Raw genomic sequence first — 20,059 nt, 5'->3', positions numbered from 1 at the left:
GAGCAAACGAAATCTACAACTATTGACTGACGATACGCTCTCCCCTAGTATTGCACTCGCTGTAAAGCGGAGCGGCTTTTAAATCACTCTCAATTACAGTTAACACCTAAGATATTCGCGTAGCTCAGTTGGTTAGAGCACTACCTTGACATGGTAGGGGTCGGTGGTTCAAATCCACTCGCGAATACCATTTCTCTAAGCATCAATTTTCTTACTCTTTAACTTCCCTAAGCCAGCAGATTATTCGTTTGCGCTTTAATCTATTATTAACGCCCCTATCCAGCGGTCTCTTCGCTTATCTCTTAAGCTTTTTTTCCTTGAACGTCTTTGATTTAAATCATTAAAACCCGCTCCGTAATACAAGTTATATAAGAACATATATTTGTCACACAAATATATGTAAATCTATGTAAATGACATTGTAGTGCCCTGCTTGAGTCGCTTAAAAAAGAACTAGAGTCCATACTCTTTTAGGACTTAATGAGATTCAATTTTTCAGGATTATATTGTCACCATAGAAGGTATCAACATGAGTAAAAAGTTAACTACAGCCGCCGGCTGTCCGGTTGCTCATAACCAGAACGTAGAAACTGCTGGAAAGAGAGGGCCACAACTGCTTCAAGATGTTTGGTTTTTAGAAAAACTGGCGCATTTTGATCGTGAAGTTATTCCAGAGCGGCGCATGCACGCTAAGGGTTCTGGTGCTTACGGCACGTTTACAGTGACTCATGATATTACTCAGTACACAAAAGCTAAGTTGTTCTCCGAAGTAGGTAAAAAAACTGAGCTGTTTACGCGCTTTACAACCGTAGCGGGTGAACGCGGTGCAGCCGACGCCGAACGAGATATTCGCGGCTTTGCCATTAAGTTTTATACCGAAGAAGGCAACTGGGATTTAGTGGGTAACAATACGCCAGTATTTTTTCTACGTGATCCATTAAAATTTCCCGATCTAAATCATGCAGTTAAGCGCGACCCAAGAACCAATATGCGTAGTGCTAAAAACAACTGGGATTTTTGGACCTCGTTACCTGAAGCGCTTCACCAAATAACCATCGTAATGAGTGACCGAGGCATACCCGCCACCTACCGCCACATGCATGGCTTTGGTAGTCATACCTTTAGTTTAATCAATGCAAACAACGAACGCTTCTGGGTTAAGTTCCACTTTAAGTCGCAACAAGGTATTGAAAACTTATCTGACGCCGAAGCGGAAACCTTAATAGGAAAAGACAGAGAAAGTCACCATAGAGACTTACTTGAAAGTATCGATAACAAAGCCTTTCCAAAGTGGGCCTTAAAAATTCAGGTGATGCCAGAAGATGACGCGGCTAAGGTACCTTACAATCCGTTCGACTTAACAAAAATTTGGCCACACAAAGACTACCCACTGATTGAAGTTGGCGAATTAGAACTTAACCGAAACCCTGAGAACTTCTTTGCAGAAGTAGAACAATCGGCGTTTAATCCAGCGAGCGTAGTACCTGGTATCAGCTTTTCTCCAGATAAGATGTTACAAGGTCGACTGTTTTCCTACGGTGATGCACAGCGCTACCGTTTAGGGGTTAATCATCACAGCATTCCAGTAAACGCGCCTCGTTGTCCGGTGCATAGTTACCATCGAGATGGTGCCATGCGCGTTGATGGCAATCACGGTGGTACTCTGGGTTATGAACCTAATGATCAAGGCGAATGGGCAGAACAGCCTGATTTTTCAGAACCGCCGCTAAGCCTAGATGGCGCAGCAGCACACTGGGATCATAGAGAAGATGATGACTACTTTAGCCAGCCGGGGGATTTATTCCGCTTAATGTCGGCTGACAAACAAGCCATTTTGTTTGATAACACCGCAAGAAACTTAGGTGGCGTGCCTAAAGAAATCCAATTGCGCCATTTAAAACACTGTTACTTAGCCGACCCGGCCTATGCCAAGGGAATTGCTGAACTATTGAAGATAGCAGAGAGCGAATACCAACAATAAGCCTAAAAACCTCATAGTAACCGAGAGGTTACTATGAGTGCCCTAGCCCTAATTCTTTATTAGTGTTTAGATTTTTATCGCAAGCAATGGTTAGATCATTTTAGTCTTAGGCTTGATTTGCATCTTCCAACATCCTCATTTAATGCTACTGAACCCGCCTCTGCCTTTTTCATCGATTTAGGTGTCATTATTAGCATAAACACAAGGTTTAGTAGGAATCTGTGGAATAGTGTAAATATAAAGCTTTGCATTTCTTTACATTCGCTTTACGCCAGCTGAAACAACAAAACGGTAAAATAGGGTTCCTTTCTATGCTGTATGGATTCTCATGTATTTACGTTTTGTGGTACCGCCAGTTCTAATCGTTAGCATGCTGGCGTTAATTTTTATCAACCAGCAATCTAATTCGAATAATGCACCTCGTCGCGCCGCACCTACGCTAGTCACAACAGAAGACGTACAACAACATAGTTTGTCTCAAGAACTCAGCTTGATTGGAACCTTAAGTGCTCGACAATCAGTATCGATAGCTGCCGAGGTAACCGGCAAAATCGAAAAAATTAACGTGAGTTCAAATCAACGGGTTAAACAAGGCGAGGTACTGATAGAGCTAAATAGCATTAAAGCTAAAGCACTATTAGATGAAGCTAAAGCCTACTTGGCCGATGAACAGCGTAAGCTACACGAATTTGAGCAACTGCTAAAACGTAAAGCCGTTTCGCAAACCAGCTTTGACGCCCAACTCGCTAGCGTGATCATCGCCAAAGCTCGGGTAACATCAGCACAATCAGACTTAGATGATCACAGCTTAACCGCCCCCTTCTCTGGCGTGATCGGCTTAGTAGATATTAGCAAAGGCGCGTTAGTGAGTGCGAATCAAAGCTTATTAAACTTAGATAACCTACAAGACCTGCAGCTAGATTTAAACGTACCAGATCAGTACTTGTCTCTGTTAGAAAAGGGCATGAGTATTCAAGCCTCTACACCTGCATGGTCTCAGCAAAATTTTACTGGCAGCATCGATGTTATCGACCCAAGGGTAGACAGCGATACGCTGAATCTTAAGGTTCGAGTCGCATTTGACAACACCAGTGACCAATTAAAACCCGGAATGATGATGCGAGCAACGCTTACCTTACCGCCTGCTACCCAAGCGATGATCCCGGTGCAAGCTATCGAGTATTCAGGTACTAAGCGCTACGTTTATGTGGTAGATGAGCAACACATTGCACATCGTACTGAAGTGCAACTCGGTGCACGTATTAACAACTTTGTACTCATCGACCAAGGTATCAGCTTGCACGACAACATTGTTATACAAGGCTTGGTTAATATAAGAGATGGGGCAAAGGTAAGAAACGTAGAGCAGCAAATCGCCAAGAATGAACATGCTAAACCGTCTAGCGAATCGATAACTCATGATGAACAGGAAGCTATTTAATGTGGTTATCTGATGTTTCGGTTAAACGCCCAGTAGTGGCAATTGTACTTAGCCTTTTACTGTGTGTTTTCGGTCTAGTATCGTTTAGCCAATTGGCTGTTCGGGAAATGCCAGATGTAGAAAACCCGGTTGTTACCATTTCTACTCGCTATGAAGGCGTATCTGCCACCATTATCGATAGCCAAATTACCTCGGTTATTGAAGACCAGCTGTCTGGAATAAGTGGTATTGACCAAATTGACTCTGTATCTCGAAATGGAATGTCGCGAGTCACCGTAACGTTTTTGCTTGGTTGGCCATTAACCGAAGGCGTGAGCGATGTTCGTGACGCAGTGGAACGAGCCAAACGTAGTTTGCCAGACGAAATTACCGATCCCGTAGTATCTAAGGATAATGGCTCGGGCGAAGCCTCGATATATATCAATTTAAACTCCAGCATAATGGATCGTACCGAGCTAACCGATTATGCCGAACGGGTATTGATTGACCGCTTTAACTTAATTAGCGGTGTGAGTTCAGTGGATTTAACCGGCGCACTTTATAAGGTAATGTACGTAAAACTCGACCCTACCCTAATGGCTGGTCGACAAGTCACACCAAGTGACATTGTCGCGGCGCTTAATCGTGAGAACTTAGAGCTACCCGGCGGCGAAATTCGTAACGACACCACGGTAATGTCGGTGCGAACTGAACGCTTATACGCTGAACCAGAGGACTTTGATTACTTACGGATCCGCACTAGCGAAGACGGAACACACGTTTATCTGAAAGACGTAGCCAGTGTCTTTATCGGTGCAGAGAATGAGAACTCCACTTTTAAAAGTGACGGTATTTTAAACCTAAGCCTAGGTATTGTTACTCAATTAGATGCCAACCCTTTAGAAGTGGCCACTAAAGTCACAGAAGAAGTAGAACGACTACAACGCTTTGTTCCTGACGGAACAGAGCTTAAGGTAGACTACGATTCAACGGTGTTTATTGACCAGGCGATAGACGAAGTTTACCAAACCCTCATGATCACGGGTGCGCTTGTGGTGCTGGTTCTGTATATATTCCTAGGCCAAGCAAAAATCACCATTATCCCGGCAATTACTGTACCGGTGTCGTTAATTGCTGCCTTTATTGCCGCACAAAGTTTTGGCTTTTCCATCAACCTCATTACCTTAATGGCACTGATTTTAGCGATTGGCTTGGTGGTGGATGACGCCATTGTCGTAGTGGAAAACATCTACCACCACATAGAGCAAGGTACCCCACCCTTGTTGGCGGCTTATCGAGGAACGCGCGAGGTAGGTTTTGCCGTAATAGCTACAACCCTTGTTTTGGTGATGGTTTTTCTACCTATCGCTTATATGGACGGGATGGTAGGTAAAATGTTTACCGAGTTTTCGGTGCTGTTATCGGTAGCGGTTATTTTTTCTTCGCTAATTGCGTTAACGCTCACCCCCGTGCTCAGCAGCAAACTATTAAGCTTGAATGCCAAACCAAGCCGCATCAGTGCCTATATGGATAGAGCCTTTGCAAAACTAATGCCTGCTTATCAAAAGCTATTGCGCAAAATCATAGCCACTCGCACTGCTGGCCCCACTGCCATTGTGTTGTGTGTGCTAGGCAGTATCGCTTTTATGCAACAAATACCGTCGCAACTTGCACCGGTAGAAGACCGAGGCGTGGTGTTTATTATGGTAAAAGGTGCTGAAGGCACCAGCTACGACCGTATGACCAAAAACATTGACCAAGTCGAGCAGCAAATCATGCCTTTGGTCGGCCAAGGCTTGATTAAATCCTTCAATATGCAAACCCCCGCTTTTGGCGGACGCGCGGGAGATAACACAGCTTTTATTATTGTGCAGTTAGAAGACTGGGCTGAGCGAGAGCAAAACGCGGGAGATGTGGTGAATCTAATGCGTAAAACCTTATCCAACATTGCTGATATCTCGATACGGCCTATGCAGCCAGGGTTTAGAGGTAAATCTGACGACCCGATACAGTTTGTATTGGCCGGTTCCAGCTTTGAAGAATTAAACCATTGGGGACAGGTGATTTTAGAACACGCCGAGTCTCATCCAATAATTAGCACTATAGACATTAACTATTCAGAAAAAACACCAGAACTCATTGTGAAGATTGATCGCCAACGTGCCGCTGAACTGGGCGTAAGTGTAAGCGAAATATCAGACACCTTAGAAATAATGCTGGGCGGTCGCAGTGAAACGACCTTTGTAGATCGTGGCGAAGAATACGACGTTTACTTACGTGGCGGCGAAGAAGGCTTTAACAGCGCGACAGATCTCAGCAAAATTTACTTACGTGCAGCTAACGGCAGCTTAATTACCTTAGACAGCGTAACGCAACTAGAAGAAGTGGCTTCAGCCAGTAGACTTAGTCGTTTAAACAAACAACGCGCGGTGACTATTTCAGGAACGGTTAATCAAGGTTATACCCTAGGTGAAGCCTTAGATTATTTAGAACAACTTGCAATAGATGAACTGCCTAGCGATATTTCTATCGACTTTAGCGGGGAATCAAAAGACTACAAAGAAAACCAAAGCAGTACTCTAATCATATTTGCATTGGCGTTGTTGGTTGCTTATTTGGTATTAGCCGCGCAATTTGAAAGCTTTATCAACCCTATGGTGGTAATGCTAACGGTACCCATGGGCGTATTTGGGGGCTTAGCAGGCATGTACTTCATGAGTGAAAGCCTAAACATTTACAGCCAAATAGCGATGATTATGCTGATAGGCATGGTGACCAAAAACGGTATTTTAATTGTTGAGTATGCCAACCAACTTCGCGACCGCGGCATCGAGTTTAACCAAGCTATTGTAGAAGCCGCATCGCGACGCTTACGCCCTATTATGATGACAGCGTTTACTACCGTAGCTGGCGCAGTACCGCTAATTATCTCTACTGGTGCCGGAGCCGAAAGTCGAATTTCAGTAGGCACAGTGGTGTTATTTGGTATGGCCTTCGCATCAGTAGTTAGCTTGTTGGTTATTCCCGCGATGTATCAACTGCTGGCTCGCTCAACCCATTCGCCAGGGCATGTTACTCAACTATTAGAACAAGAAATAGCAAACGAGCAGACTAGCCAACCATAGTGGATGGGCAATTAGGCCAATGCCATCTGGCATTGGCCTTTTTTAAACGGCTTTTAGATAATGCTGAGTAACCGCGGGTTCTATGTCTAGCTGAAAATTGCTCACATAAGCTTGACTCACCACTTGGCCTTTCTCTAACAAAATCATGTAATCGGCCAGACGTTTTACTTCTTCTATATCATGACTAACGTAAACAACCGGTATCGATAATTGCCGATGTAATTGCTCTAGATAAGGAATGATCTCTTGCTTAAGTTTGGCGTCTAGCGCCGATAAGGGCTCGTCCATGAGTAACAATTTTGGTGAGCTTAATAGCGCTCTTGCAATGGCAACACGTTGCCTCTCTCCACCAGATAAAGAAGTCACTCGGCGTTTAAGTAAGTGAGAAATACTGAGTAACTCACAGGTATCACTAATGCTTACTTGGCGTTTATCCGGCTGCACTAAGCGATAACCAAATAGTAGGTTTTTCTCTACATTTAAATGAGGAAATAAGCTCGCTTCTTGAAATACATAGCCAATTTCACGTTGATAACAATCAAGCCAAATGTTGTTTTTATCATCTTGCCACACCTCTCCGTTAAGCGAAAAATACCCACCTGCAAAACGGTCTAAGCCCGCCATTGCTCTTAAACAAGAGGTTTTTCCTGAACCTGAGGGCCCAAACAGTGCCGACACGCCGGAAGGCGGTAAGGTAATATCGATGTTTAAACTAAAATCACCTCGCTGCGAATCTAAAGATAACTCTAAGCACATTGAGTAAGCCTCCTTTTGGCGAAATCATTTAGGCTGTATATCAGCAGTAAGGCGATAAAAGAAAACACCAACATGCCACCCGCTAACCAATGAGCTTGGCTGTATTCAAGCGCTTCTACGTGGTTATAAATATCAATCGACATAACGCGGGTTTCGCCGGCGATATTTCCGCCAATCATCAACACCACACCAAATTCACCAATGGTATGACAGAAGCCGAGAATAGCAGCGGCAAAAAAACCTGGTCGAGCTAAAGGAAATGCCACCTTCCAAAATACCCGGCTTGGGCTGGCGCGAAGCGTTTTTGCGACTTCCAATGGTCGTTTCCCTATTGCTTCAAAAGCATTTTGCATAGGTTGAACCACAAATGGCAAAGTATGCACCACACAGGCAATCACTATTCCAGTGAAAGTAAAAGGCAACGCACCTATGCCAACAAACTCAGACAATTCGCCCAATGCGCCATTTGGCCCAAGCAATAACAATAGATAAAAACCTAATACCGTTGGAGGAAGCACTAAAGGCAAAGCAAACATGGCGCCTACTATCGACTTATATGGAGACTGAGTTTGCGACATCCACCACGCTAACGGAGTAGCCACGATTAACAAAATTAACGTAACCACGCTCGCGAGTTTAAGAGTAAGATAAACGACGACTAAATCAGGCATATAAAGCTCCTTTGCCTCAGCGGCTTGTTACTCGACTTCGTAACCAAAACCTTTAATTAAAGCGGTGATGTGATTCTCACGTAAGTAATCAATAAACTCTTGAGCGGCCGGATTGCTGTTGCCCTTATTAAGTAATACTGCGTCTTGTTTTATCGGAGCATACAACTTGCTTGGTACCAGCCACATTGATCCGCCACTTAACTTACTATCTACAAGCACCTGAGATAACGCGACAAAGCCTAAATCCACTGCGCCGGAACTGATCTGCTGATAGGTCTGCCCAACTGATTGCCCTTCAACAAATTTGCTTTGCAACTGCTGGTAGATACCTAAATGCTGCAAAGCGCTTACCGCCGCCGCTCCGTAAGGCGCAGTTTTAGGGTTACAAATAGCAAGGTGTTTTATTTCACTGTTTAATACTTCACCCCTAGCATCCACTAGCTCAGGTTTACTTGACCACAGTACTAGCGTGCCTTTAGCGTAGGTAAATTGACTGCTGGCTTTTGCCAAACCTTGTTCAACTAATAAACTTGGGCGTTTTTGGTCTGCGGCTAAAAATACTTCAAATGGTGCGCCATTTTTTATTTGGGCGTATAGCTTGCCCGTAGAGCCTGCTGATACGCTAACCTGATGCCCCGTTTCTTGTTGATATTGATTGGCAATGGCAAGCACCGGTTTATAAAAATTCGCTGCTACCGCTACTTTTACTTCTGCGGCTTTTACAAACTCAGAACTAAATAAAAACATCACCGCAAGCGCCGCTTGGGGGAAATACTTAGTTATAGATTTTTTCATTACGAACGTCCTTTTAGATTAATAACTACAAATTATTACCGACGAAGCATTAAACGATAACGCTACCTGACTGGCTTCGTTGATGTTTAACTGCGCGGCAGACGCGCTAGATACAATCGCCGACAAAGTTTTTTGTTCTGCTAATTGCACAGTAATATCTAACTTATCTTCTCCCTCGTTAATTCTGCTAACGCGTCCAACAAACTGGTTAACGTTATTTTTTGCGACCTCGGCGCCTCGATGTAAACTCACTTGTGACGCTTTTATGAGGCACAAGACTTGACTACCAAAACTCAAATTCAAAAGTTCTACAGACTCGTTACTTAGCACTGCATTTACCGTAAGGTGCTGGCTAATCGCTACCTTCACAAAGCTGTTCACCGCTTTTTTATCTATCATCACTACCTGACCAAGTAATTGATTTCGTGCGCTACTACGTAAACTCATTCGACGCATTAATAAGCGAAAATCAGCCACATTGAGTTGTTCGGCACTAGGTTGTTGCAAGGTAGGTTTTAACTGCTCAAATGCCTGTTGATATTCGAGTTCTAGCGCTTTGTATAAACTAAGTAGGCTTAATCCATAGTCGGTTAATTGGGTGCCTCCGCCATGTTTGCCACCACTTTGCTTAACGACCAGCGGCTTTTCAGACAGATTATTTATGGCATCTAAGGCGTCCCATGCCGCTTTGTAAGACATAGGAATAGATTTAGCCGCAGCGCTTAATGAACCATGTTCCACCACCGCTTCTAATAGTTTTATTCGTTTGTCGCTGAGGAAGGGGCCTAACTCACTACATAGTTTTATTTTGCCCATTAAGGGCACCGCGCTTTTTAATTGATTCACCGTCATAGTCTTACCTATATAACGCTAACTACTGCTTGGCTAAATGCCTTGAGCAATAGTTTAGAGGGCTTGTATAAGGTTGATTGCAAATCCAGCGCCAAAGCCAGAATCGGCCTGAAAGCCCATAGAAACGGGCTATGAGGAACTACCTATCTTGTTAACTTATGTCGTGGAAACAACAAAAAGCGCTGTATTGTTAGCTATACAACGAACCAAATATACTGTTTACCGGTAAGGGTATTAATCTTTGTAATAGATTGAATTTGAACTGTTTATTGGAAGTACAGAGTTTAGCTAACCAGTAATGACAGGCTAAACATAAGAGGTGTTAGATGTGAGTAGTTGGAGGACCAAAATCCCTCTTTAATGTAAGAAAAGATTGAAAGATTAGCCGAGCGATAGACACTTAGAGTTAGCGAGCAAACTATTTAGTATCCAAACGCTCTATGCTGAATACCAAACCTCATAAGCAGCATAGAGGCGTTTAATTACACAAAGCATTCGCTATAGGTGGGGCATTGAGCACAGCTTGGCGCTCTACAAACAAAGTCACCGCCCTGCTGACACAAATAGCGATAAAAGAAGCGTTTCCACCGCATGTTGTTGGTGTTCATAGCGTGTAACTCAGGAAAATTGTACTTCAACAAAGCGCCTAGTTCGTCTCTATGCTTTAGGCCTAAACTTCGCCAAAGGTGAGATTGAGACAAACACGCGGTAGCCACAATAATGGCCATTTGCAAGGCGTAAGGTGCTTTGTGATTAGCGTGCTCTACCAACACTGCTATTAGTTCGTTGCGTTCCTGGGCGCGCAGGCTACATACCTCACTCAGTACGTTTGCGCGTTTTCGCAAGCTCTCCTTGAACGGTTGCTTCCATAACAATTCTTGATTTTCGATCTCGCTATTATTGATGGCGCGTTTTAAATCTAAATAGCACGAGTTGTCTAAGCCTACTCCGTAGGGCAAGGCTGCTTCACCACTCAGTTGTGCGCTAATGATTTGTTTAAACCAATTGCGGTTATGCAAAGACATTGGATAACAGACTTTAGTTAAGGCTTGCATCCAGTCGTTACCTATTAAACCATCTGTTGAATCAAACACTTGTTGTTCCATAAGCGCTCCTAGTTTGATAAGGCGATCACGTTAAGATCTTGGGGCAAACCCGTTAGTGAACCGGGAGGGTTAAGCGCCTGGCCTTTGTTGTCGACAATCGCCGTTTCAACTGGGCATATATGCGCGCACTGCGGTCCATTAGGATTATCGATGCATTCATTACAGCGATGGGCAATCACAGAAAAGACCGACTGGCCACTTGAGATGGCCTTTTGAGGGCACACTTCTTTACACGCAAAACATGCTATACAGGCTTTAGTAATAGATACTGACATTAGCTACACTCCCCGGCGTTACATACAGTTCGCTTGGCAGGCTTTACTTGATTAATAAGCGATTGTTGTATCTCTAACAAAGCCTCTTTAATATCTCGCAAGGCATATTTGGTATTCACCTCTACGCCCAAGTCAGACAGCTCTTGCAAAGGTGTGTGGCCAATTCGGCTGCACAATACGGTATTAAATTGGCTAAGCTGGTTTAAGTCTTGTTGCTTGTCGTCAGCACACTGATCACTGCCGGAACAGTATTGCTGCCAATCAACGCTTTGTTGTTGTTCAATACTCTCTGCGCTTACCAAATAGCTTAAAAACTGAGTTGCGTGACCAAAATGCTGGTCAATTAGTTGGTTACTACTGGTCGCCACTGCTACTCGAAGTGTTGAATTGGCTACAGCGCTACCTTGTTCAATTGCGGCAAGGTCGATGTCTTGACCCAGTTTGCCTACTGCATCGGCTCTGCATTGTTGGCAGTGAGTCATTTGCGCCATACTTTGACCGGCACTTTGGCGGGCTAAATCTAATTCCTGTTTGCTCGGTTCACGCTGCCCCATTAAACCAAAGTAAGTACCGTGGGCGGGGTCGGAAATAAGCGGCATAATGTTGTGGATGAACGCGCCGAATCGACCTAACTCTTTAGCTAATGAATCAATATGGAAATCATTGATCCCTGGGATCAACACGGTATTTACTTTAACTAACATACCCGCGTTTATGGCAGCCTCCAAGCCCAATAATTGCCTATCTATCAGAGTTTGAGCAGCTTTGCGTCCGCGTAAGCGTTGTTGATTAAAGTACACCCAAGGATAGATTTTTTGCCCTATATCAGCGTCGATACAATTAATGGTAATAGTGAGATGTTTTACGCCAGCGGCAAGCAATGCATCAAGCTGATCAACCAACGCTAAACCGTTTGTTGATACGCACAAATGCACGTCTTCGTCTATTTTGGAGATAGCCTTCAAGCTGGCGAGGGTTGCTTTTGGATTGGCCAAAGGGTCTCCCGGCCCGGCTATTCCAACAACCTGAGTCTCTGGAACATGTTGTTTTACTTTTTCAAAACGTCGTGCCGCCATAGCGGGAGATAATAACTTAGACACTACGCCAGGACGGGTTTCGTTGCTGCAATCAAACTTTCTGTTGCAGTAATTACACTGAATATTACAGGCTGGCGCTACCGGTAAGTGCATTCTTGCATAACGGTGGCCCTCTTTAGAAAAGCAAGGATGCTTTGCTACTAAAGCGGCTTGAGCTTCAGCGCTTACAGGCTGTTTGGTTTGGCTCTGCCTTAAGTGTTGTAAAGTCATAAAGCTTCCTTGTTAGATACTTTATTGTTTACGTTGCAAAGCTTATTCCAATAATTAAAGGTATAAAATACAATTAGTTATGAGTGATAAGGTTTTAGGAAAAGGCATTGGCTGTCGTATTTGTAGTAAATACGACAGCCAATCAACTTACATTTGGCGAACGTTAATGTTCATCACTTGAATCCGATAAGCAATTTGCCTCGGGGTCATATTGAGTAAACGCGCGGCTTTTGCTTGCACCCAACCGGCTTGTTCTAATGCTGCAATAACCCTTTCCCGTTCATCCATCTCAGAGTTATCTATAGCGGGCTTATCTACTGGGGTTCGCGTGCTAAATTTAGGCCCATCTAAGCCATCTAGTACAATAAGGTCTTGGTCTATCACCCCACTCTCACTCATTACCGATGCCCGTTCTAACAAGTTTTCCAGTTGTCGCACATTGCCCGGCCAGTCGTAGGCCATCATCATTCTTATTGCGCTGTCGGTTAACGACAGTTCACGCCGCTGTTGTTTAGCCAATTTTTCTATCAAAAACTCCGCTAAATCGGGTAAGTCTTCGATACGGTCGCGTAATGGTGGCGGGAACATAGGCATTACGTTCAGGCGATAATACAAGTCTTCGCGAAAGCGTTCCTGCCTCACTTCTTCTTCCAAGTTACGGTTAGTAGCCGCTAGTATCCGTACATTCACGTTAATGGTTTGAGTGCTACCCACTCGCTCAAATTCCCCTTCTTGTAATACTCGAAGCAATTTAGCTTGAAAAGCAGCTGAGATTTCGCCAATCTCATCTAAAAATAAAGTGCCACCGTCGGCCATTTCAAAACGGCCTTTACGTTGTTTTACCGCCCCTGTAAACGCACCTTTTTCGTGACCAAACAGCTCAGACTCTAATAAGTTGTCGGGCAGCGCCGCGCAGTTGAGTTTTATAAATGGCCCTGTTGCACGTGGCGAGTTGTAATGAATGGCGTTAGCAATTAACTCTTTACCAGTGCCTGATTCACCGCGGATTAAGACTGTGCTGTCCCATTTAGATACCAAACGGATCTGCTCAAATACGCGTCGCATCACCCGTGAGTGGCCAACAATGTTGTCCATGCTGTAGTTGCTACGGACTTTTCTGCGTAACCTATCCCGTTCAGCTTCTAGCTGATTGGTTTGTACTGCCACGTCTTTCGCCAGCAACACACTTTTAGCAATTAGGTTCGCGGTCATTTCAAGAAAACGGGTAAACGACGAGAGCTTTTGCGGATCGTCTATTTGCGGTTGCGCCGCTAATACACCCAGTACCTCATTAGCCTTTTTAATCGGCACCGCTATAAAAGGTAAATCTAGCGCGTAAAGATCCAGTTTGTCGGCAAAGCGTAAGTCGTTCGACACTTTGCTTAATACAATAGGTTGTTTTTGAGTCAGTACCGTTCCCACTATGCCTTCGCCGGGGCGATAGCGAACATTCTTGGCCACATTATCGCCAGCATGGTTTGGCGTATGTACAGAGTCTATGTTGAGCATTTGTTCGTTTTCAGCAATCAACGCTAACATGGCGTGCTGTAACATGGCTTTATCGTGCAGTACTTGCAGCACTTTACTGACACTTTGTTGGTAATCCAAACTGTTAGTTAACACACTGCTTACGTCGTACAACGCGGCTAAGTGACTCTCTGCTATATGTGACTCGCGTTTTGTTGAATATTCCATTATTCACCTCGCTTAATACTACGTAGAGGAAGAACGATGCGGGCTTTACAGCCGCCTAAAGAGGTTGATTGATATTGAACCGTGCCACTATGCTCACTCACCACTTGCTGCACAATGCTTAAGCCCACGCCCCTACAACCGTTATTATTGAGGGGCTTGGTACTGTAAAAGGGTTCAAAAACCTTGAGTTGCAGCTCTTTTTTAATACCTGGGCCACTGTCTTCAACGGTGATTTCAATATCTTCATCAACCAGTTGGGTACTGCATACAATCTCACGACGTGTTTTCTTCGCTAAATCAATGGCTTCTATGGCATTATCAATAAGCTGTTTTATAGCCACCCGTAATCGAGATGGCTGGCCCCTTAAGGGCGGCAACGTACCATTTAAGCTCAGTTGCATGGTGATACTACGCGACAACAACCGTTGGTTACTCATTTCAGTAACCTCATGCACCAACTGATTAACGTTTACCGACTGTATAGCTTCTTGCGGCTTTTCCGGTAAGGCACTTTGTAATTGATCAATGGCAGCATGACCCGCTTCTAAGCCAGCTTGCATCGCATTGGTTCGCGCACAACTATTAGCCCCACCACAAAACATCTGCAGTGCTGAATCAATCATGTTTATCGGGCCCTGAATCTGATGAATAGCCGCATGCAAGGCTTCCTGCATACTGTGTAAAGCTTCTGACTCAGCGGTAGAACGTTGTAACTCAGCTAAACGTTGTTGCTCTTGGCGGCGACGCTCGCGGCTTACTTCACTTAAGGTGATCACCAAATAGCGGTCTCGCTTTGGTACAAAGTAGTCATCAACCTCAGCACCGCTTATTTTTACGGAAGACAAACAGCAAGAGAACCAGCGCTTACGCTTTCCTTTGCCCACTTCAATGTTAAAGTTTTGTCCCTCGGTAAAGGGTTCTTCTGTTTGATGATGAGCATTGTTTATCCGCTGCCCTAGTTGCGTTAACGCAATACTTACCGGCTCTTGCGAAAAGTCACTGCGCAAGGTTTTGTAAGCCAAGTTGTCTAACACCACTTGGTGGGATTCGTCGACTAAGGCTATTGCCACTGGTGAAGTGTTTAGTACCGCCTCAACCATAGCTTTTTGATTGGCGGCTTTAGTTTGGTGTTGGTGCCGCTCACTAATATCTTGATGCACACTCATGTAATGAGTGATGTTTCCGGATGAATCGCATAAGCCGGTAATAGATAGATCAGCTAAATAGCGCTGACCATTTTTCTTGCGGTTAATTAGCCGCCCCTGCCAACTGCCACCAGTGCTTATGCAAGACCAAAGTTCTTGGTAAACGTCTAGCGGAGTGGTTTTAAAACTGAGTAAAGAGTGATTGCAGCCAAGCAAATCATTTGGCGAATAACCAGTTACTTGAGAAAAGCGTTTGTTTACGAATAGGAAGTTCGCCTTTAAATCGCTTATCGACATGGCCATTGGCATTTGTTCTAAGATCTGAAAGCACTGTTCAAGGATCTCGTTCTTACTCACGGGAGCCAAGTCTTGAAAAGCTTGCTCCATGGTTGATTTAAGTTCATTCATCATCCAATCAATCCTTTGCATTGCTGAGTTAACTGCTGAACATAAACACACAATGCAAGCGGTATTCCCGAAACTAAATCGCCATGCCACGGGGCTCAGTTAGAAATACTTTGTTTGATTTACAACAAATTTAAGTAAATTATCAGTAATTATTGTCGTATTTATCACCACTTTAAGCCCCGGGTAAATGTGAATCGTTTTTATCTAAGGCCATGAATAGCTTGGCTTCTCTCCCTATATCGGAGCAATTCACCAACTTGGTACACAGCCTGCAATTGCATTGTTAACCATCCTCAAGTTTAGGAAGTACACAATGGCTGACTACCTACTTATTTTTATTAGCACCGCAGTGGTAAACAACGTGGTGTTAGGAAAGTTTTTAGGTTTGTGCCCATTCATGGGTGTCTCAAACAAAATAGATAGCGCCTTAGGTATGGGCTTAGCCACTACCTTTGTGCTGTGTTTAGCCGCAGTAGCCGCATGGCTTATTGAATCCTTGCTATTAGCCCCTCTAGGTATTCAGGTGATGCGAATTCTAGTTCTGATTCTGGTGATTGCTGCAGTTGTGCAACTCACCGAGTTGCTGATTCAAAAAAACAGCCCAGAACTTTATCAAGCCCTAGGGATTTTTTTACCGCTTATTACCACAAACTGCGCGGTGTTAGGGGTGGCGCTACTCGTGGTGCAAAACAACATGAATTTTCTTGAAACCCTGTGTTACGCCTTTGGCTCTGCCGCCGGTTTTAGTTTGGTCATAGTGTTGTTTGCAGGTTTAAGACAGCGTTTAAAGCTCGCCAAAGTACCTGCAGCCTTTGCTGGCTTACCTATCGCCTTTATTACTGCAGGATTGTTATCAATGGCCTTTCTAGGGTTTAGCGGCATGGTGGGTTAGTAGGAGTATTACCATGATTATTGTATCTATTGTTGTACTGATTCTGATTGGCGCATCCTTAGGCGCCTTATTGGGCTGGGCGTCTAAAGCGCTCAAGGTTGAAGGTGACCCAAGGGTGGATGAACTAGAAGCCATGTTACCCGGCGGTCAATGCGGCCAATGCGGTGAGCCAGGTTGTCGCCAAGCGGCAGAAGCCATGGTAGATGGCCGACTGTCCCCCACCAGTTGCCCCCCGGGCGGTAATGGATTGGCAGCCAGTATTGCTGGTTTACTGGGTGTGGAAGTAAGCAATGACCCTGATGCCGTTCCCCTAGTGGCGGTGATTGATGAGTCAAACTGCAGCGGTTGTACCCGCTGTTTTAAAGCCTGCCCCTTTGACGCCATTGTAGGCGCAACTAAACAAATGCATACGGTAATAAGCCAAGTTTGTACTGGATGTAAGCTGTGTGAAAAAGCCTGTCCTCAAGGTTGTTTAACCATGCAAGCACAAACCATACAGCTAAACACATGGCAATGGCCAAAACCCAAAATCGCTTAGGAGTAGCCATGTTCAATTTAAAACCCAAGCCTTTTAGTGGCGGGGTACATCCCAAAGGGTACAAAGAGTTAACGCAGCAACAAAGCATTAGCCGAAGCTTTACTCCTGACCGGGTTTACCTCGGCATGCAGCAACGAAATGGGTCTATGCTGAGTTGCTTAGTATCGATAGGCGATGAAGTATTTAAAGGTCAGCTTATTGCTAAAGGCAGTAACGACATGTCTGTACCTTTGCATTCGCCAGTAAACGGCAAAGTAGTAGATATAAAACCTTACCTAAGTAGCCACCCCGCAGGAATTAAAAGCCAAACCTTAGTCATTAACTGTAATGGCGAAAAACAATGGGGAGAAGATTTCCCGCCAAGCGATTATCAAAAATTAGACCATGATCAATTGGTACAACGGGTACTTGATGCAGGCGTAGTGGGTTTAGGCGGTGCTGGTTTTCCCAGCGGAATTAAACTCCGTTTAGCGCGCAAAGCCAAGGTGCACACGCTACTGATTAACGGCGGTGAATGTGAACCCTACCTGACCTGCGACGACCGCTTAATGCAAGAGCATGCCGCAGAGATCATCGCGGGTATCAACATCATGCTTAAAGCAATTGGCGCAAACAAAGCCATCATCGCTATCGAGGATAACAAGCCTGACGCTATCGCTGCGATTAGTGCAGCTAGCGAAGACTTTAGCAATTTCAGCATAAAAGTCGTCCCTAGCCTTTACCCAATGGGGTCAGAGCGGCATTTAATAAAAGCGGCCACAGGCATAGCCATCCCATCGGGCCAACTTAGCACTGCTCAAGGTATTTTGGTGCATAACGTTGCTACGGCTAAAGCCATCTATCAAGCAGTTCGATTCAAACGACCCTTGATCGAACGCGTGATCACAGTATCTGGTGATGCAATTGAATCTCCGGCCAACATTACCGTGCCCATCGGCAGCCTAGTATCGCAGGTACTTGCAGAATGTGGCGGGCTAAAAGTAGAAGCCAAGCGGATGATTGCAGGTGGGCCAATGATGGGCCAAGTGCTGCCTTCACCGTTTGTGCCCATAGATAAAAGTATTGGCGGTTTGCTAGCGCTAAGCGAAGACAAAATCAATCAACGTAATAGCCAAGATTGTGTGCGTTGCGGCAACTGCGTAAAGGTGTGCCCCATGGGGCTTATGCCTTTCCAAATGGCAGCCCATAGTAACCACGACGATTGGCAGGGTGCCCAGCAGTTTGGCCTAGATTCCTGTTTGTTATGCGGAGCATGCAGCTATATATGCCCCTCTAGCATACCGCTGGTTCAATATTTTCAGCATGCAAAATCTAATATCAATGCCCAACGCAGCATGATGCAAAAATCCAATATAGCTCGCCAGCTAACCGAGGCGCGTCAGCAGCGCTTAGCCAAAGAAGCCGCAGCGAAAAAAGCAGCCAAAGCATCTAAACGTAAACGCCCTGCTCGTGCTCGAGTCAGCCAAGGAGAAACTAATGAGTAACATCAATCCCATTGCCGCACCACATACTCATTCGGGTACCTCTACAACTAACATTATGTATTTAGTAGTGTTGGCGCTGCTGCCCGCCGCGCTCTATGGCGTTTACCTATTTGGTTTACCGGCACTCACTGTATTGGCTTCCTGTGTTGTGAGTGCTTTAATCGCAGAGCTTGCTTGTTTGCAATTACAAGGTAAACGCAGCCTAGCCGCCTTAGATGGATCAGCCTTGTTAACGGCTTTGTTGCTGGCAATGAGCCTTCCTGCAAGCACCCCATGGTGGATAGCCAGTTTTGGTTGCTGTTTTGCCATAACCTTAGGCAAACAAGTTTATGGTGGTCTTGGGCATAACCCCTTTAATCCCGCGATGCTAGGGCGCGTAATGCTGCTGATTTGTTTTCCCGTTGAACTCACTAACTGGCAAGCCATCTCAGTACCAGATATTGGGGCTCAAGGAATCATGTTAAATCAAGCGTGGTTAGGCATTGATGGAATTAGCGCTGCTACACCTTTAGCCGATCTCAATCAGCTGACTAATTGGCAAGATCTAGCCCTGGGCAAACATCCAGGCAGCCTAGGTGAAACGAGTGCTTTACTGATTGCACTAGGCGGTGTGTTTTTGATCTGGCGAGGCATTATTCGACCCTATATCCCACTGGCCTTAATTGGTGGGTTATTTGTTCCCGCGACCATCGCTCACATGCTAAGCCCTAATGATTACGCTTCTGGTATCGCTCATCTATTGTCAGGCGGCGCAATGCTAGCGGCATTTTTTATAGCTACTGACATGGTCACATCCCCCACCAGTCCGCGCGGACAACTGTTGTTTGGTGCTGGTTGTGGTCTGTTGATCTGGTTGATCCGTAGCGTTGGTAGTTACCCCGAGGGCGTGGCCTTTGCCGTGCTAATAATGAATGCCTGTACTCCGGTGATAGACCACTATCTTCGGCCAAAAATATTTGGTGCTCAATCGCTATTTAAACGCAATAAAGGAGTGTAACAATGGCCTTACCCTGCGTAGAAAAACACATTAACAGTAGTATCTATCAGTCACTCTCTTTAGCTTTTGCAGTGGGTATTTCAAGCGCTTTACTACTCGGCTTGAACATCATTACTGAACCTGCCATCGCCCAGCGAGTGAACGAAGACAAACTTGCAGCTATCGACTTAGTCATGCCGCAGCAACATTACAGTAATTCTCTGCTCGCCACCGAGCAGAGCTTCAGCATTGATGACCGCACATACACTGTTTACAACGCCTTAGATAAGCAACAACAGGCCAGTGGTTATGTTGTGCAACTAAGTGCCAAAGGCTATGCCGGCCCAATTAACCTTTTAGTTGGGGTAAACGCTGAATTAAGCATTACCGGAGTGAGAGTACTCAACCACAGCGAAACACCAGGCTTGGGTGACAAAATAGAACTTGCCAAAAACCCCTGGATATTAAGTTTTAACGACAAAAGCTTAGCTAATACAACAAGCAAAGGCTGGGCGGTAAAAAAAGATGGTGGTGAGTTTGATCAATTTACTGGCGCAACCATCACACCGCGCGCTGTGGTAAACGCTGTGCATCAAGCACTGTTAGATTTAAACACTAAACAAGGAAGCTAGC

General features: G+C 44.9%; 17 protein-coding genes and 1 tRNA gene. 9 read left to right on the top strand and 9 right to left on the bottom strand.

Features of this window, described 5'->3' with window-relative positions; all coding sequences use genetic code 11:
• Positions 1-113 precede the first annotated feature (113 nt).
• The 4 genes from Q4549_RS02440 (at position 114) to Q4549_RS02425 (ending at position 6,526) form a co-directional block, all read left to right on the top strand.
• Positions 114-190, top strand: a tRNA-Val gene (locus Q4549_RS02440).
• Between the two features lie 339 nt (positions 191-529).
• Complete coding sequence (locus Q4549_RS02435) at positions 530-1,981, top strand: catalase (protein WP_303552771.1); 1,452 nt, start codon at positions 530-532, stop codon at positions 1,979-1,981.
• Between the two features lie 328 nt (positions 1,982-2,309).
• Positions 2,310-3,422 carry an efflux RND transporter periplasmic adaptor subunit gene (locus Q4549_RS02430; RefSeq protein ID WP_303552772.1) on the top strand — a complete coding sequence of 371 codons (1,113 nt, stop codon included), beginning with the start codon at positions 2,310-2,312 and terminating at the stop codon, positions 3,420-3,422.
• On the top strand, positions 3,422-6,526 hold the full coding sequence (locus Q4549_RS02425) for an efflux RND transporter permease subunit (protein WP_303552773.1): 3,105 nt from the start codon (positions 3,422-3,424) through the stop codon (positions 6,524-6,526). Before Q4549_RS02430 ends, Q4549_RS02425 begins: the two co-directional genes overlap by 1 nt.
• A 42-nt stretch (positions 6,527-6,568) precedes the next feature.
• Here the strand turns inward: Q4549_RS02425 and modC are convergent, their stop codons facing one another.
• The 9 genes from modC to nifL all read right to left on the bottom strand — a co-directional run bounded on the left by modC (position 6,569) and on the right by nifL (position 15,539).
• Positions 6,569-7,282, bottom strand: a complete 714-nt coding sequence (gene modC, locus Q4549_RS02420; RefSeq protein WP_303552774.1) for a molybdenum ABC transporter ATP-binding protein — start codon at positions 7,280-7,282, stop codon at positions 6,569-6,571.
• Positions 7,273-7,953 carry a molybdate ABC transporter permease subunit gene (gene modB / locus Q4549_RS02415; RefSeq protein ID WP_303508993.1) on the bottom strand — a complete coding sequence of 227 codons (681 nt, stop codon included), beginning with the start codon at positions 7,951-7,953 and terminating at the stop codon, positions 7,273-7,275. The genes modC and modB overlap by 10 nt, the downstream gene beginning before the upstream one ends.
• A 27-nt stretch (positions 7,954-7,980) precedes the next feature.
• Positions 7,981-8,748 (bottom strand): molybdate ABC transporter substrate-binding protein, encoded by a 768-nt coding sequence (modA, locus tag Q4549_RS02410; RefSeq protein WP_303552775.1) that lies wholly within the window; start codon positions 8,746-8,748, stop codon positions 7,981-7,983.
• Positions 8,749-8,766: 18 nt separating this feature from the next.
• Positions 8,767-9,600, bottom strand: a complete 834-nt coding sequence (locus tag Q4549_RS02405; protein WP_303552776.1) for a TOBE domain-containing protein — start codon at positions 9,598-9,600, stop codon at positions 8,767-8,769.
• A 482-nt stretch (positions 9,601-10,082) separates the two neighbouring features.
• Positions 10,083-10,706 (bottom strand): nitrogen fixation protein NifQ, encoded by a 624-nt coding sequence (locus tag Q4549_RS02400; RefSeq protein WP_303552777.1) that lies wholly within the window; start codon positions 10,704-10,706, stop codon positions 10,083-10,085.
• Between the two features lie 8 nt (positions 10,707-10,714).
• Positions 10,715-10,981, bottom strand: coding sequence for a ferredoxin (locus Q4549_RS02395; RefSeq protein WP_303552778.1), 267 nt, complete (start codon positions 10,979-10,981; stop codon positions 10,715-10,717).
• The gene (gene nifB / locus Q4549_RS02390) at positions 10,981-12,288 is read right to left on the bottom strand and encodes a nitrogenase cofactor biosynthesis protein NifB (protein ID WP_303508981.1); all 1,308 of its coding nucleotides are present in this window, start codon (positions 12,286-12,288) and stop codon (positions 10,981-10,983) included. Before nifB ends, Q4549_RS02395 begins: the two co-directional genes overlap by 1 nt.
• Before the next feature lie 147 nt (positions 12,289-12,435).
• Complete coding sequence (nifA, locus tag Q4549_RS02385; RefSeq protein WP_303552779.1) at positions 12,436-13,983, bottom strand: nif-specific transcriptional activator NifA; 1,548 nt, start codon at positions 13,981-13,983, stop codon at positions 12,436-12,438.
• The gene (gene nifL / locus Q4549_RS02380; RefSeq protein ID WP_303552780.1) at positions 13,983-15,539 is read right to left on the bottom strand and encodes a nitrogen fixation negative regulator NifL; all 1,557 of its coding nucleotides are present in this window, start codon (positions 15,537-15,539) and stop codon (positions 13,983-13,985) included. Before nifL ends, nifA begins: the two co-directional genes overlap by 1 nt.
• Positions 15,540-15,849: 310 nt before the next feature.
• Here nifL and rsxA point away from each other — a divergent pair, with 310 nt between their 5' ends.
• The 5 genes from rsxA to Q4549_RS02355 are packed head-to-tail and all read left to right on the top strand — an operon-like array spanning position 15,850 to position 20,058.
• Complete coding sequence (gene rsxA / locus Q4549_RS02375) at positions 15,850-16,428, top strand: electron transport complex subunit RsxA (protein WP_303508976.1); 579 nt, start codon at positions 15,850-15,852, stop codon at positions 16,426-16,428.
• 13 nt (positions 16,429-16,441) lie between these two features.
• Complete coding sequence (locus Q4549_RS02370; protein WP_303508974.1) at positions 16,442-16,966, top strand: RnfABCDGE type electron transport complex subunit B; 525 nt, start codon at positions 16,442-16,444, stop codon at positions 16,964-16,966.
• A gap of 8 nt (positions 16,967-16,974) precedes the next feature.
• Positions 16,975-18,450: an electron transport complex subunit RsxC gene (rsxC, locus tag Q4549_RS02365; protein WP_303552781.1), complete on the top strand. Its 1,476-nt coding sequence runs from the start codon at positions 16,975-16,977 to the stop codon at positions 18,448-18,450.
• A complete protein-coding gene (locus tag Q4549_RS02360) occupies positions 18,443-19,447 on the top strand; it encodes an RnfABCDGE type electron transport complex subunit D (RefSeq protein WP_303552782.1) in 1,005 nt (334 codons plus the stop codon). Before rsxC ends, Q4549_RS02360 begins: the two co-directional genes overlap by 8 nt.
• 2 nt (positions 19,448-19,449) lie before the next feature.
• Entirely contained in the window at positions 19,450-20,058 is a 609-nt protein-coding gene (locus Q4549_RS02355) for an RnfABCDGE type electron transport complex subunit G (protein ID WP_303552783.1), read from the top strand.
• Position 20,059: the final 1 nt, after the last annotated feature.

Source organism: Agarivorans sp. 2_MG-2023 (genome assembly GCF_030548085.1).
In the GTDB taxonomy this organism is placed as follows: domain Bacteria; phylum Pseudomonadota; class Gammaproteobacteria; order Enterobacterales; family Celerinatantimonadaceae; genus Agarivorans.
This window is presented reverse-complemented; position numbering and strand designations above follow the sequence as displayed.